Here is a 15,336-nt window from a genome sequence, read left to right as displayed (position 1 = left end):
TGCGGCCGCGCCGGCCCGGCCCGCGCGGTGGATCAGGGTCCGTCCGGTCCGGGGCGCCCGTCCGCGCTGAACGCGACGGGCGGACGCCCCGGGGGGCGGCGGAGGGAGGGGGTGCCTGCTCAGGCCCCGCTGGCGACCTTGCCGAGCAGCTCCCAGCCGCCGCGGCCGTCGCCGCCCTTGTTGGCGTACCCCTGGGTGCTGCCGTCGCCGGGGTTCCAGAGGTAGTCGGCGCGGCCGTCACCGTTGAAGTCCGTCAGGAAGACGGCGTTCTGGTCGGTGGTCAGGCCGGTGGCGACGCGGCCGAGGGACGGCCAGCCGCCCGCCGCGTCGCCGCCGCGGTTGAGCCAGACGTTGATCGAGCCGTCGGGGTTGACGACGGTGTAGTCGGCCTTGCCGTCGCCGTCGAAGTCCGCCAGGCGGACCCGGGCGCGGTCGGTGGTGACGCCCTGGGCGACCTGGCCGATGCCCTGCCAGCCGTTGCCGCCGGCCGGGTCGCCGCCGCGGTTCAGCCAGACCTTGACGGCGCCGCTGTCCTCGACGACGACGTAGTCGGAGCGCCCGTCGCCGTCGAAGTCGGCGAAGCGGACCTGCTCCTGGCGGTTGGTGACGCCGGTGGCGACGCGGCCGATGGGCTGCCAGCCGTTGCTGCCGGCCTTGTCGCCGCCGTGGTTGAGCCAGACGTTGACGGAGCCGTCGGGGTTGACGACGGTGTAGTCGGCCTTGCCGTCGCCGTCGAAGTCCGCGAAGCGGACCCGGGCGCGGTCGGTGGTGACGCCCTGGGCGACCTGGCCGATGCCCTGCCAGCCGTTGCCGCCGGCCGGGTCGCCGCCGCGGTTCAGCCAGACCTTGACCGCGCCGTTGTCCTCGACGGTGATGTAGTCCGGCTTGCCGTCGCCGTCGAAGTCCGCGAAGCGCAGGCGGCCGGTGCCGACCTCGTTGACCGCGGTGGAACGGCGCTCGCGCAGGCCGGTGATCCACGGTCCGAGGTCGTCCACCCGGGTCTGGTAGGCGCCGGTGCGGCTCTCGGTGGCGGTCAGGCAGCCGTTCTGCCAGGAGCGGCTGGTGACGGCGACGAGCTCGGTCTTCCCGGCGCTCTCCCGGACGGCGGGGCCGCCGGCGTCGCCGAGGCAGACGGTCGCGTCGGCGGGTGCCTTGGCGGTGATGTCGACGCCGGTGGCCTCGACGGCGCCGACGGCGAAGGTGGCGGTGTGCGGCGCGGCCGGGACCCACTCGGTCCTGGTCCGGCCGTAGCCGGAGACCTTCAGCTCCTCGCCGGTGACCGGGCCGGTGCCGGCCAGGGCGACCGGGGTGATGCCGTAGGCGGGGACGTCCAGCCGGGCCATCACGAGGTCGCGGTCGGCGCGCGGCACCAGCTCGACCACGGCGGTGGTGTGGCCGCCGGTGCCGTTGAGGTCGCCGCGGCCGATCGTCGCGGTGGTCTGCTTCTGCGGGGCGCCGGCCGGGACGGCGAGCGACTGCGCGGGGTCGTCGGCGAAGCAGCTCGCCGTGGTGAGCACCCAGCGGGGGTCGACCAGGGTCGCGGTGCAGCCGCGGCCGCCGATGTCGAGCTTGGCCACGTAGGGCCGGTCCGACGGGCCGGAGTTGGCGGAGACCGGCCCGGTCGCGGTGATGTCCAGCAGGGTGTGCGCCCGGCTCTGGGGGTCGGCGGCCTCCCCGACGGCGGTCCACAGCTTCTTGTCGACGGGGAACGAGGTGGTGGTGCCGTCGACGGACATGGCGACGGACACGTCGCGCACGCCGTCGCTCTGGATGCCGTGCACCCGCGGGACTTCGAGGCTCAGGCGGCCGGTGGTGCCGGTCATCCGGAAGCAGATGTCGTCCCGCTCGCGCGCCATGATCCGCAACTGGCCGCCGCCGGGTGCGCAGGCGGCGAGCAGGATGTTGCCGTTGCCGCTCTTCAGGCGGACGCCGGACTCGGCCAGGATGCGGGCCGCGTCCGGGTAGGCGTAGCCCTCGACGGCGAACGGCGCGCCGCCGGTCGCCGAGGCGTTGGCGGCCGGGATGCCGGCGGCACCGGCGAGAAACGTGAGACCGGCCGTCGCGGTGGCGGCCAGGATTCGAGAAGAGGCCCTCATATCGGGCTCCTCACCCCCCATGGGTGTGTCGGGTTTTCCGGGTCGGCGCGTACTGCGGGTACGGCGCGGCCGGCCGCCGCGGGTGACTTCCCCGGGTGGCCGCGGCCGGGCACCTGCCGAGGGCTCCGTCCGAACTGACGGACCATTGATATCACTCCCTCGTGGCAGGTCAACTGATGGATGTCCGTGATGCAACAGTTGGTAAAGGTTGTGGCGAAAGAGAGATTTTGACGCATCGTCGGATCTCCTCCGGGGACGGACTTTCCATTTCCGTTGTGACATCATGTGCGGCCGGGCGGGGGTGCCCGTCCGATCGGTCTTCACCGAACTGACGTGGTTTCGAGGGGATATGACGCAGCAGATATCATGGGGGCGCTGGAAGGCATCCCCGCACAGGGAACTGACCCGCCGTCTGGCGACGGCGGGAGTAGCGCTCGCGCTGACGGTCGGACCGCTGGCCGGGGCCGGGGCCGCCGCGGACGGGGCACCGGCGCCGGCGCCGGCGAGCCCGCGGGCGCAGGCGGTGGCCGAGTGGAAGGCGGGGGGCGGGGCGGTGAGGTCCGCCGCCGAGCTGGCGCTGACCGGCAGCGACGGCGACGTCGCCGCGTTCCTGGAGACCGGCCGCCGGATCGCCGCCGAGCAGGACGAACGGCTCTCCGTCCTCCAGCTGCTGAACGTCAGCGGACCCGGCGTCCGCGAGGCGGCGCAGGCCGCGCTGGCGGGCACGCCGGAGCAGCTGCACGCGTTCGTGTCGTCCGGCTGGGCCAGGCCGCTGGCGGACGACCAGAAGGTCAGCGTGCTGCGGGCCATGAACACCGGCGGCACCGCCGTCCAGGAGGCCGGGCAGAAGGCCCTGAACGACGGCTCGCCCGAGGCGGTCGCGCAGTTCCTCGGCGCCGACCTGAAGAAGGCCCAGGAGGAGGACGACCGCGTCCAGGCGCTGCGCCTGATGCACCTCGGCGGCCCGCAGCTGCGGAGCGCGGGCAGCGCGGCACTGGACGCCGGGCCCGTCGCCGTCCGCGAGTTCCTGCGGGAGGGGCAGCACGCCGCCCGGGCGCAGGACCAGGAGTCCATGACGGTCGGCCAGCTGGTCGAGACGGCGCGGCAGGCCGGCCAGGAGGCGAGCAAGGAGACCGCGTCGGCGAAGGAGGCCTCCGGCCGTGCGGTGGCTGCCGCACGCCTGGCCAAGGAGGCCGCCGAGAAGGCCGCCGCCGAGACCGCCGCGGCCCAGAACTCGGCCCAGAAGGCGACCGCCGCCGCACACCGCGCCGCCGACGCCGCCGAGAGCGCGGCGAACGCCGCGCGGACCGCGATCAACGCCGCCAACGCGGCCAGCAACGCCGCCCGGACGGCGTCCTCCGCCGCCGCCGCGGCAGCCTCCGCAGCCGCCGGTGCGGGGCGGGCCGCGGCCCAGGCCTACCAGGCCGCGTCCGCCGCGGCGAAGGACCGGACGCAGGCCGACGCCGCCCGGGACGCGGCGCGGACGGCCCGCGACGCCGCCCGCGGGGCGACCTCGGCCGCCGAGTCGGTGTTCCGGGCCATCGGCGCCCTGAACGAGGCCCTCACCTCGGTCGGTGACGCCGTCAGCGCCGGCCTCCACGCCGCGGCCGCCGCGCAGGCGGCCGCCGACGCCGGGGGCAACAGCGCCGTCGCCCAGGCGGAGTCCCAGCGCGCGGCCAACGCCGCGGCCAAGGCCCGCCGGCTGTCCGCCACCGCCAGCAGCGCCGCCGGCACCGCCCGCGCGATGGCGAACCAGGCGCTGACCGCCGCCCAGCAGGCCCGCACCGCCGCCAACGACGCGGCCGGACACGCCAACGCCGCCGCACAGGCCGCCGAGGACGCCGCCGCCCACGCGGGCGAGGCCTCCAACTGGGCCGACCTCGCGACCAAGCACGCGGACGCCGCGCTCAAGGCCGCGGAGAAGGCCACCGGGGCCGCCAACCAGGCCGACCAGGTGGAACAGACCGCCCGGCAGGCCGAGCAGGTGGCGCTGGAGAGCAACCGCGACCTGGCGATCCAGGCCGCCGAGGAGCTCAGGACGCAGTACACCGAGCAGCAGTCCGCCCAGGTCACGGAGCGCGCCGAGGTACAGCGTCAGGACGCCGAGACCAAGCAGCTGCTGGCCGACGCCGGCGCCCCCGGCGCCGACCCGGCGGTGGTCCTGACCAAGGGCCGCAAGGCCGCCGTCCACCTGCTGGTGGACGGTTCGCCGTGGACGGAGCGCGCCGCCGAGGCGGCCCTCGCCGGCACCGACACCGACGTCCGCCAGTGGCTCGCCACCGGACGCCGGGCGGCCGCGGCCCAGGACGACTACACCAAGATCGCCGACCTGGCCACGACCGGCACCACCGCCCTCCGCGCCGCCGCCCTCACCGCGCTCGGCACGAGCACGGACGACCAGGCGGCCTTCCTGGAGACCGGCCGGCACACCGTGCTGAAGGACGACTACCGGGTGCAGGTCCTCGCCCTGATGAGCGAGGGCGGCAAGGCCGTCAAGGAGAAGGGCTCGGCCGCCCTCGACGCCAACACCACCGAGGCCCTGCGCGCCTTCGTCGCCACCGGCCAGTACCGGGCCCGGGAGGAGGACGACAAGGTCGAGGCCCTGCGGCTCTCCGCCAACGGCGGACCGCGCGTCCGGGCGGCGGCGCAGGTCGCGCTCGCCGGTCCTGCCCCGCTGCTGCGGGAGTTTGTCGGCATCGCGCAGTTCACCGCCGCGCAGCGCGACCAGACCGACGCCGTCCACGTCGCCGGCGTCCGACGCCTGGTCGCCGAGGGCAAGGCGATCGCCGCCACCGCCACCCACGACGCGGCACAGGCCGCCGACGCCGCGGCGACCGCACGTGGTGCGGCCGCCGACGCCGCGAACTACGCCAGGCAGGCGAACGAGTCCGCTGCCGCCGCCAACGTCGCGGCCGGCCAGGCCTCGGACGCGGCCAAGTCGGCCGACGCCTCGGCGCGCCGGGCCGCCGCCTCGGCCAAGTCCGCGAAGGACGCGGCCGCCTCGGCCAGTGGCTCGGCCGCGCAGGCGGGCCGGTCCGCCACCCGGGCGGCCAACTCCGCCAGCGCGGCGGCAGCTTCGGCCGGCGCCGCCTACGACTCGGCCGACCGGGCGTACGCCTCGGCCGTGGCGGCCGGCAAGAGCGCCGGCGAGGCGCTGACCTTCGCCGGTGAGGCCTTCGCCCACGCGATGGACCTGGCCCGCCAGGAGGCGAAGGCGAACGCCACCGCCCCGACCGGGCCGACCGACCCGGGCGGGTCGGACGGCGGCTACGAGCCGGAGCACCCCGACGAGGAACTCGTCCTGGAGGGCGGGCTGTCCGCCGCGGACGCCGCCACCCTCGCGCTGGACATCGCCGGCATGTTCGACCCGACGCCGATCAGCGACGGGGCCTCGGGCGTGGTCAGCCTGTTCCGCGGCGACTGGTCCGGCGCCGGCCTCTCCGCGCTCGGGATGATCCCCTACGCCGGCGACGCCCTGGGCAAGCCGGCCAAGATCGCCAAGCTGATCGGCAAGAACGCCAACATCGCCAAGAAGGTGGCCGACCCCAAGTGGCTGGAGTGGGCCGCCCAGAGCCTGAAGCACGTGTCGGTGGGCAAGATCGGCGACGGCGTGGCCACGCTCAACTCGCTGGCCCGGGACGCCAAGAAGGGCTACAACGCGAACTCGCGGGCCGCGGCCGTCAAGCACAACCTGCCGACCGACCTCGAAGGCCCCGTCCCGTTCGTCCCGCCGAAGGGCTGGATGGGCAAGCCGGAGAAGGGCGGTGGCTTCAAGGACGCCTACGGCAACCTCTGGAAGAAGGCGACCGACGGCAAGGACGAGTGGGACGTCCAGGTGAAGAAGGGCACCAAGTTCTCCATCTTCTCCAGCGGCAAGAACCAGGGGAAGGATTTCGAGCACGCGAACATCGCCCCGGACGGGTACGTGACGCACTGATGTCGTGAATTCCCCGTCGACGGTGACGACTTCCGGTCGCCGCCGACGGTCCGGACCGCGGTGCGGGCCCGGCCCCGACGGAACCGATCGGCTCCGTCGGGGCCGGGCCCTCCCGGATTCCGCTGCCCGGAACAATTCCGGGCCGCTTCGGCAGCCCTCGCCGGGGCTTCCGGAAGACGGCCCGGACGGCCGGATACCATCCGTGGGCGGAACGGGCCACCGGGCCCGTGTCCCGCCATTGTCGGTTCCTGTTCCGCCTCTGCCGCACGGGGAGGTTGCGGGGGCGTTTCCCGGACGGCTTCCGGGAACCTCCCGATGCTTTCCCCCTGATTCACCCGACCCCTCGGATTCCCCTGATTCGCCCCGCGTCCCCTGCTTTTCCGGGAGGCGCCCCGCGTTGCCGCTCCACGGCCGGTGGAGCGCCCGATCCGAACCGACCGCTCCACCGTGGAGGCGACCGCGCCATGACCCTGGCCCCCTACCGCTCCGTCTGGATGAACCTCTGGGTGGACGCCCCTGCCGAGCAGGGCGCCGCGCTCACCCGGGAGATCGCCGCCGTCCTGGCCCCGTTCGGCCCGGTGACGGTCACCTCCCGGGGCCCGTACTGGCGCACCCCCGAGCTGCTCCGCCTCGACGTCGAACTCGTGCCCGCGACCACCACCACGGAGTGCCTCCGCGCCCTGGGCCTGCACCCCGACGAGGACGGCGACTGGCCGACCCGCGAGCGCGCCCGCGACGGCGAGTTCCTGCACCCCGCCGTCCAGGGCGCCCAGGTGGGCGAGGAGGAGGCCGGCACCCCGCCGCCGTTCGGCAACGGCGAGGTCGTGGTCGTCCTCGACAGCCCGGCCGCCCGGGAGGAGGGCCTGGCGGGCGCCGAGGCCGTCGTCCACTCCTCCTTCTACGACCCGCGGCAGCCTGATCCGCTGCTGCGCCGCTGGCAGCACCAGGTGATGCCCGAGGGCCGCGAGATGCTGGAGCCGTTCGCGAGCACCGAGCTGCGCCCCACCGGCCGCCGGGCCGCCGTCCCGGGGCCGCCCCCGGCCGTGTACGTCGCCCGTGCCGGCGGCGCCTGAGGCCCGCGCGGGTCCGGCTCCCGCGTGACCGGGTGCCCGCGCGGCGCGGTGGCCCGGCGCGGCGCCTGCGGCCGGCCGGGACGAAATCCGCTGGCCAGGACGGTCGGGGGCGGCCATGATGCCGGTATGTCGCGTACGTTCGAAGAGCTGATCACCGAGGCCGAGGCGGTCTCCGTCGACGGCTGGGACTTCTCCTGGCTGGACGGGCGGGCCACCGAGCAGCGGCCCTCCTGGGGGTACCAGCGCCTGCTGGGGGAGCGGCTGGCCGCCGCCTCCGCGGCCCTGGACGTCCAGACCGGCGGCGGCGAGGTGCTGGCCGGGGCGGGTGCCTTCCCGCCGGCCATGGTCGCGACCGAGTCCTGGCCGCCCAACGTGGCGCGGGCGACCGGGCTGCTGCACCCGCTGGGCGCGATCGTCGTCGCCGATCCGGACGAGCCGCCGCTGCCTTTCGCCGACGGCGCCTTCGACCTGGTGACCAGCCGCCACCCCGCCACGGTCTGGTGGGCGGAGATCGCCCGGGTGCTGCGGCCCGGCGGGGTGTACTTCGCCCAGCACGTCGGGCCGGCGTCGGTGTTCGAGCTGGTCGAGTACTTCCTCGGGCCGCAGCCGCAGGCACGGCTCGCCCGCCACCCCGACGCGGAGAGCGCCGACGCGCGGGCGGCCGGGCTGGAGGTGGTGGACCTGCGCTCCGAGCGGCTCCGGCTGGAGTTCTTCGACATCGGTGCGGTGGTCTACTTCCTCCGGAAGGTGATCTGGATGGTGCCCGGGTTCACCGTGGGCGCCCACCGCGACCGGCTGCGCGAACTCGACGCCCGGATCCGGGCCGAGGGGCCGTTCGTGGCCCACTCCGCCCGGTTCCTGATCGAGGCCCGCAAGCCCTGCTGAGCGGCCGGGCGGGCTCCCGTCGCCCGCCCGGCCGCAGCGGCGGCCCCGCCGGGGCGGGTGCTCCCGCCGCCAGGTGAGGCCGGGGCAGGCGTGCCGGGCTAGTCTTGGTGGGGAGGGGCACTCCTGCGGGCGGAGGAGCGGCTCCGTCGTGGTTCCGGGCCCGGAAACGGACCGGTGGAGGCAGTCGCCGCCGTCGTGTCGCCGCCCCGGCCTCGTGCCCCGCCTCTGTGCCCCGACGGCCGCGCCGCGTGCGCGGCCCAGCCCCGGCCGGACCGGCCCACCCCGTCGATCCGGCCTCACTACTCCGGTACTCCAGGAGCTGCAGTGAGCAACGAACCCAGCGGACCGGGCGAGCTGGACGAACCCGGCCCCATCGACTACCTCGTCATCGAGTTCCCCGGCAGCCGGCTGACCGGCGAGGGACTGCCGCTCCTGGTCGACCTGGTCGACCGCGGCATCATCCGCATCCTCGACCTGACGTTCGTCACCAAGGCGGAGGACGGTTCGGTGGTCGGCATCGAGCTGGCCGACGTGAACGGCGACGGGGAGCTCGACCTCACCGTCTTCGAAGGCGTCTCCTCCGGGCTGATCGACCAGGGCGACCTCACCGAGGCCGGGTCCCTCCTCGCTCCGGGCGACTCGGCCGCCGTGCTCCTCTACGAGAACCTGTGGGCCGCACCGCTCGCGGCGGCCCTGCGCCGCGCCGGCGCCCGCATGATCGCCGGCGGCCGGGTACCGGCCCAGGACGTCATCGAGGCGCTCGAAGCGCTCGAATCCACGACCTGACCGGGCGGCACCCACCGCCCGCCCGGTCGTCCACCGTCCGCCCCTCAACCACTGGCAGGAAGCCATGCCCGGACTACTTCGGGGAGTCGCCCGCACCGCGGTCATCGCCGGTACGGCCACCACCGTCTCCAACCGCGTCTCCCGCCGGCAGGCCGGCCGCTGGGCCCAGCAGGACGCCAACCAGGCCGCCGCCCAGCAGCAGACCTACGCCGAGCCGCCGCCCCCGGCCGCCGCACCGCCCTCCATGGACGACAAGATCGGCCAGCTCAAGGAGCTCTCCGCCCTCAAGGAGCAGGGCGTCCTCACGGAACAGGAGTTCGCCGCCCAGAAGGCGCGCATCCTCGGGGGCTGATCCTGCTCGACCCGCCGGTGCCGTCGTCGGCACCGAGGCCGTCGGGGCCGTCGAGGCCGCCGGTGGTGTCCGGTCCCGCCGATCGCGAGCGGGACCGGGCCAGCGGGCGGCTCGGCGGCCCGAGGCCCTGCGGCCCAGGGGCCGGCGGACCCGTGACCCCGGCGGACCCGTGACCCCGGCGGACCCGTGAACCCGGCGGACCCGTGACCCCGCCGGACCCGTGAACCCGCGCCGGATCGGCATCCGGAGAGTCGGCAGCTGGAGGCATGGTGGACCGGTGGAAGACCCTGATCGTGCTCGGCATCGCCCAGTTCCTGATGGTGCTCGACGCCTCCGTCATGAACGTGTCGATCAGCCAACTGGTTGAGGACTTCGACACCGAGGTCACCGCGATCCAGGCCGTCATCACCCTGTACACGCTGGTGATGGCGGCCTTCATGCTGACCGGCGGCAAACTCGGTGACATGTTCGGCCGCCGCCGGATGTTCGGCGTCGGCATGGTCGTGTACGGGGTGGGCTCCGGGCTGACGGCCGTCTCGCCGACCGTCTGGGTGCTCGCCCTCGGCTGGTCGGTCATCGAGGGCCTCGGCGCGGCCCTGGTGCTGCCCGCCCTCGCCGCCCTGGTGGCCGGCTCCTACACCGGCCGCGCGAGGGCCACGGCCTACGGCGTCATCGGCGGCGTCGCCGGAGCCGGCATCGCGGTGGGCCCGCTGCTGGGCGGCTGGGTCACCACCTACCTCACCTGGCGGCTGGTGTTCGCCGGCGAGGTCGTCCTCGTCGTGCTGGTGCTGTTCCTGATGCGCTGGATCCCGCCGGAGCGCGCCCCGGAGCACCGCGTCCGGCTCGACGTGACCGGCGCCGCGCTCTCCGCCGCCGGCCTCGCCCTGATCGTCCTCGCCGTGCTGCAGAGCGGCACCTGGGGCTGGGTCACCCCGCGCAACCCGCCGTTCACCGTCCTCGGGTTCTCCCCGACGCTGTTCCTCGTCGCGCTCGGCGGTGCGCTGCTGTGGCTGTTCTGCACCCACGAGCGCCGTCGCGAGGCGCAGGGCCGCGAACCGCTGGTCTCGCTCGACCTGTTCGGCAACCGTCCGCTGCGGGCCGGGCTGGCCACCCTGTTCAACCAGAACACCATCCTGCTCGGCACCTTCTTCGTCATCCCCCTGTACCTCCAGGTCGTCCAGGGGCTCGACGCCTTCGAGACCGGGCTGCGGCTCCTCCCGGTGTCGGTCACCATGCTCGCCGCCTCGATGTGCGGCACCGCGCTGCTGCGCATCGCCTCGCCGCGCGCCATCGTCCGGGTCGGGCTGCTCGTGCTGCTCGCCTCCAGCCTCTGGCTGATCACCGCGATCGGACCGGAGCTGAAGGGCGCCTCCTTCGCGGGCGCCATGGCGCTGATGGGCCTGGGGATGGGCATGCTCGCCTCCCAGCTGGGGAACACCGTGCAGTCCAGCGTGCACGAGGACGACCGCAGCGAGGCCGGCGGCCTGCAGTACACCGCGCAGAACCTCGGCTCCTCGCTGGGGACGGCTCTGGTCGGTGCCGTCCTGATCGGTGCTCTGGCCGGGTCGGTGACCGGCCGGATCGAGAGCGACCCGCGCATCTCGGAGGCCGTCGCCGGGCAGACCGCGATCCGGGTTGAGTCGGGCATCTCGTTCGTCCCCGCCGATCAGGTGGCCACGGCCCTGGCCGGGCAGCCCGAGGTGTCGCCGGAGGAGGCCGACGCGATCGTCGAACACTACGAGGACGCCCAGATCGGCGGTCTGAAGGCGGCCATCCTCACCTGCGCCGGGATCACGGCCGCGAGCTTCCTGTTCACCGGCAGCCTGCCGTCCGGGTCGCCCGGCGGCGGAAAGGGCGGCGGAAAGGGCGGCGGCCGTGGTGCGGTGCGCTCGCGCCGGTCCGACGGCGCCGCGGACGGGCCCGGGCAGCACGGCTGAGCCGTCGGGCCGCTGGGGCGCCGAGTTGCCGGGACCCTGAACCGCGCGCGCCGTCGGGCCGCCCACGGGGACCGCCCGGCCGCGGCGGAGCAGGCGGTTTCGGCCACGGGCGGGCCGGGTGGCCGGGCGGACGTTCTTGCCGGTCCGGCCGGCCCGGCGGTTCGATGGCCGCATGGGTCCCAGTGAGCTCGTTCTGATGACCGATCACAGCTCCACCGAGGGCAGTCGGGAGACCCTCACCACCGCGGCGCGGATGGTCACCGGCAGGGCACCCGTCCTGCTGGACGCACAGCACTTCATGACCGGCGGCACCGGCCGGATCTCTCCGGCGGGCCGGGCCGGCAGCGTCCGCCTGGAGGTGCCCGGGGAGGGCGTCGCCGTGACGGCGGAGGCGGTGGTCGTCTACGAGATCCCGCCGCACCGGCGGCGCGACTTCGAGCCGTGCCAGCGGCGGCTGCACGAGCTCGGCGCCCGCTCGCTCGGTACCGGCGCGGACGCCTGGCGGGCGGCCACCGAGAAGGACCGGACCGTCGAGCGGTTCGCCCGTGACGGCATCGCGCAGATGCCCACGATCGCGCTCTCCCGGCCCGGCCCCGAGGCCGCTGCTGAGGTGTTCGACCGGCTCGGCGGCGACGTGTGGGCCCGGCCGACCGTCGGCATGGGCGGCGACGACGTCTTCCACGTCACGGACCGCGCCCGGCTCGCCGCCGTCGCCCGCCACTACGCCGCGGCCGGCGCCGACTGGCTGCTCGCCCGGGACGCCGGGAACTTCACCGCGGACGGGCTCCGCCACCAGTACCGGGTGGTGGTGCTCGGCGGGGCCGTGGTCCGGGCGGTCGAGCACGTCCAGCCGGATCCGGACGCGCCCTGCAACGAATCCCGCGGAGCCGCCTCCACCGTCCTGGCGGAGACCGAACTACCGGCTGGTCTTGCGGAGTTGGCGGTGGCCGCCACCAAGTCGCTCGGCCTCCCGTTCGCCGGCGTCGACCTTGCCGCGGAGAGCGGCGGCGTCGTCTTCGAGGTGAACGTCCACCCGGCGTTCGGGAGCGTCGGCGGCCTGGAGACCGTCGCCGTCCCGTACGTGGCCGCCCACCTCGTACCGGCCCGCTGAGCCGGGCCCGCTGAGCCGAGGCGACCGGGACCGACCGGGGCCGCCCCGCCGGGCCGGACCGCTCCGAAGCGGCCCGTCCCGGCGGCCTCCGCACGAGCCCCGGGACCGCCCGCGCCCGGGGCTCCAGCCCGCCCGCGGAAAGCGGCGGCCCCGCCCGTGGTCGGAAGAAGGGCCGGGAGGGTACTAGACTCGGTGAGGTTGTGAAGGCACCTCGTTCGGTGAGGCGTCGCCATGGACACAGGCCACTGACCCCACGACGTCGAGAGACGCCCAGGTTCAGGACAGGTCTCCCCGGCCTAAGGGGTGACCCCAAGTGGCTGCACCCTCGGGTGCTACGCCGTGGCGTGCCAAAGCTCTGACGAGATCAGGGGTGCCCACCTGTTCCTGCGGCTGCTTTCCGTGTGCGGCCGTGCCGGGTGGATCCTCCTGATGGCTTGGTTACGGCGGCCCGGTGTGCGGGCCGTCCGGCGGCGAGGAGGTGAGAGCTGTGGAGTGCAGTAGTCCGGGTCGAAGTCGGCCCCGCCCCCAGGAAGTCCCGCTCTTCTCCTGGCCCCCGGCACCCCTCCTCCCGTACCGCTCCCGCACCTGCCGCCGTAGCGCGCGCCGCTGACCCGGCCGGCGCCGCCGGGCGCCGTGCGCGGTGGAGGACGGCCGGGAGCCTCCCCGCCCGCCCCGCCCCGGTCACCACGTGCCCGGGAGCGGCGGCCACCGAACCGTGGAGGTCCCCGCCATGTCCGACTGGCGTGTGCGCGCAGTGCGCGCGAGCAAGCGTCCGTTCTCCCGTCCCGCCACCCCCACCCGCACCGGGTGCGCCCAGCCCGCCCCCGAGCACTCGATGGACCCGCGGCACGAGCAGCCCGGCGAGCCGCCCACGCTGGAGCGCTCGCTGGTGGACGCGGCCGTCTACCACGACGGCCGCCGCATCGCCGAGCCCACCAGCCTCGCCGACATCTACCGGCAACTGCCCGGTAAGCCGGGCACGATGGCCTGGATCGGGCTGTTCCGGCCGGCCGAGGCACAGCTGCTGGAGGCGGCCGAGCGGTTCAACCTGCACGAACTGTCCGTCGAGGACGCCATCGTGGCCCACCAGCGGCCCAAGCTGGAGCGCTACGGCGACACCCTCTTCGTGGTGCTGCGCGCCGCCCGGTACCTGGACGACGTCGAGGAGGTCGACTTCGGCGAGATCCACCTCTTCGTCGGCCCCGACTTCGTCCTCACCGTCCGGCACTCGCAGGCCCCCGACCTCTCCGCCGTCCGCCGCCGGCTGGAGGCCGACCCGGAACTGCTCGCGCTCGGTCCGGAGGCGGTGCTGTACGCGGTGCTGGACGCCGTGGTCGACGGCTACGCGCCGGTGATCGCCGGCCTCCAGCACGACATCGACGAGATCGAGACCGAGGTGTTCGGCGGCGACCCGCAGGTCTCCCGCCGCATCTACGAACTCTCCCGCGAGGTCATCGAGTTCCAGCGGGCCACCCGGCCGCTGCTGGAGATCATGAAGAGCCTGGAGGCGGGTTTCGGCAAGTACGGCACCGACGACGAGCTCCAGCGCTACCTGCGCGACGTCGCCGACCACGCCACCTACGCCGCCGAACGCGTCGACGGCTTCCGGCAGATGCTGCAGAACATCCTCGCCGTCAACGCGACCCTGGTCTCGCAGCGCCAGAACGAGGAGATGAAGCAGCTCGCCGAGGCCGGGCACGCGCAGAACGACGAGATCAAGAAGATCTCCTCCTGGGCGGCCATCCTGTTCGCGCCGACGCTGATCGGCACCGTCTACGGCATGAACTTCACCACCATGCCCGAGCTGAAGTGGGCCTTCGGCTACCCGTTCGCGATCGGCCTGATGGCGCTCGTCTGCACCGGGCTGTACCTGGTGTTCAAACGCCGCGACTGGCTCTGACCGTCCGCCCGGCCGACCTCGGCTGCGGGACGTCCTTGAGGAACACGAGGCCGTCGGCGGCCGCGAGGTGGGCCGGGTCGAGCGGGGCGTAGCCGAACCAGGGGGAGACGCGGGGCACGGGCGGGGTGTCGCGGAGGGCGGCGGCCAGCCGGCGGGCGTCGACGAGGCAGCGGTCCTGCGGGAGTGCGTGGAGGAGGCCTTCGACGGTGTCCGGCGCAGGGGCGTCCACGCCGCGGTGCCGGATCGTGCCGAGGGCGGTGGCCAGGAAGGCGTACTCCTCACCGAGCTGCTCGCTCACCAGCGCGCCGGCGCTCCACCACTCCAGTGGCGTCCCGCCCATCCGCATGCTGCTCTTCTCGCGCTGGAGGTGGGCGTTGTGGGCGTGGACGAGTGCCGGGCCCCGGGCCGCGAGGGCGAGGAGGTTCCGGGCCATCATCTCGTCCCGCAGGCCCACCAGCCGGGCCATCCGGGCCGGTGAGGTGTCGGCCATCCAGTGGTGATAGCGCAGCAGGCCGGTCGCGGTGCGCCCGTGGAGGCGTGCCCGGTCCAGTTCCTCCGGTGAGGTCGCCGCGGCCAACTGCGGTGTCTGTGCGTCGAGCAGGGACACCAGGTCGTCGGCGAGCAGCCGCAGCCGGCCGGCCTCGGCGGACTGTCCGACGGACCGGCTCGGGTCCGTCATCGCGGCGGGGTCGGTCCACCGGTCGTCGGCGCCGAGCAGGCGGTCGAGCGTCTGCGCGGTGCAGGGCAGCAGGCCCGCCCCGACCTGGCGCGAGAGGTAGGCGTGCAGTGCGGTGAGGGCCCGGCGGGGGCTCGCGGCGCCGGTGATCTCCAGTGGGCCGTCGAAGCCGGCGAAGCGGAGCTGCTCGGACGCGGGCCGGCCGTCGTTGTGGGCGCGCATCCGGCGGACGAGTTCGCGGTTGGCCGCGGAGGCGCCCCAGCCGTGGCTGAATCCGTGCTCCATGACCACGTCGAGACTGCCCGCGCCCGAGGTGACGTAGTCGTCCACCAGCAGGCCCGCCAGGCAGTCGCTCTCGATCGTGATCGTCCGGTAGCCCCCCTGCTCGACGAGTTGCCGGAAGAGCTCGTTGCGCAGGTCGAGCAGGCTCTCCTCGCCGTGGGTGGGCTCGCCCAGGGCGAGCAGCCGCGGCCGGTTCGGGAGCAGCCGCAGGACGGCGGAAGCGTCGACGGTGTGGATGGTGTCCTTCGTGTCGGTAACCATGGCTTCCACGCTATCGTTGAACCTTCGGTGGAGACTTTTC

At 74.6% G+C, this 15,336-nt stretch carries 10 protein-coding genes and 1 riboswitch; of the genes, 8 read left to right on the top strand and 2 right to left on the bottom strand.

Annotated features, from left to right (window positions below; all coding sequences use genetic code 11):
• Window positions 1–119 precede the first annotated feature (119 nt).
• On the bottom strand, window positions 120–2,096 hold the full coding sequence (locus OH807_RS04000; RefSeq protein ID WP_406193938.1) for an FG-GAP-like repeat-containing protein: 1,977 nt from the start codon (window positions 2,094–2,096) through the stop codon (window positions 120–122).
• A gap of 349 nt (window positions 2,097–2,445) precedes the next feature.
• Between OH807_RS04000 and OH807_RS03995 the strand changes: the two genes are divergently transcribed.
• The 8 genes from OH807_RS03995 to OH807_RS03960 all read left to right on the top strand — a co-directional run bounded on the left by OH807_RS03995 (window position 2,446) and on the right by OH807_RS03960 (window position 14,077).
• Window positions 2,446–6,033, top strand: coding sequence for a chemotaxis protein (locus OH807_RS03995; RefSeq protein ID WP_406193936.1), 3,588 nt, complete (start codon window positions 2,446–2,448; stop codon window positions 6,031–6,033).
• Between the two features lie 464 nt (window positions 6,034–6,497).
• A complete protein-coding gene (locus tag OH807_RS03990) occupies window positions 6,498–7,106 on the top strand; it encodes a hypothetical protein (protein WP_406193934.1) in 609 nt (202 codons plus the stop codon).
• 126 nt (window positions 7,107–7,232) lie between these two features.
• Window positions 7,233–7,991 carry a class I SAM-dependent methyltransferase gene (locus OH807_RS03985; RefSeq protein WP_406193932.1) on the top strand — a complete coding sequence of 253 codons (759 nt, stop codon included), beginning with the start codon at window positions 7,233–7,235 and terminating at the stop codon, window positions 7,989–7,991.
• A 324-nt stretch (window positions 7,992–8,315) separates the two neighbouring features.
• Complete coding sequence (locus OH807_RS03980; protein WP_406193930.1) at window positions 8,316–8,777, top strand: DUF6325 family protein; 462 nt, start codon at window positions 8,316–8,318, stop codon at window positions 8,775–8,777.
• A 64-nt stretch (window positions 8,778–8,841) separates the two neighbouring features.
• Window positions 8,842–9,129 (top strand): SHOCT domain-containing protein, encoded by a 288-nt coding sequence (locus tag OH807_RS03975; protein WP_406193928.1) that lies wholly within the window; start codon window positions 8,842–8,844, stop codon window positions 9,127–9,129.
• Window positions 9,130–9,398: 269 nt separating this feature from the next.
• Window positions 9,399–11,066, top strand: a complete 1,668-nt coding sequence (locus OH807_RS03970) for an MFS transporter (protein WP_406210677.1) — start codon at window positions 9,399–9,401, stop codon at window positions 11,064–11,066.
• 196 nt (window positions 11,067–11,262) lie between these two features.
• Entirely contained in the window at window positions 11,263–12,177 is a 915-nt protein-coding gene (locus OH807_RS03965; protein ID WP_406193926.1) for a RimK family alpha-L-glutamate ligase, read from the top strand.
• 203 nt (window positions 12,178–12,380) lie between these two features.
• Window positions 12,381–12,554: riboswitch (M-box (ykoK) riboswitch) on the top strand.
• Window positions 12,555–12,907: 353 nt separating this feature from the next.
• A complete protein-coding gene (locus OH807_RS03960) occupies window positions 12,908–14,077 on the top strand; it encodes a magnesium and cobalt transport protein CorA (protein WP_406193924.1) in 1,170 nt (389 codons plus the stop codon).
• Here OH807_RS03960 and OH807_RS03955 read toward each other — a convergent pair.
• The gene (locus tag OH807_RS03955) at window positions 14,055–15,296 is read right to left on the bottom strand and encodes an erythromycin esterase family protein (RefSeq protein WP_406193922.1); all 1,242 of its coding nucleotides are present in this window, start codon (window positions 15,294–15,296) and stop codon (window positions 14,055–14,057) included. The genes OH807_RS03960 and OH807_RS03955 overlap by 23 nt on opposite strands.
• Window positions 15,297–15,336 lie beyond the last annotated feature (40 nt).

The organism is Kitasatospora sp. NBC_01560, assembly GCF_045208415.1.
GTDB lineage: Bacteria > Actinomycetota > Actinomycetes > Streptomycetales > Streptomycetaceae > Kitasatospora.
Note: the sequence above shows the minus strand (reverse complement) of the source record. Positions and strands in the feature narration are given on the sequence as shown.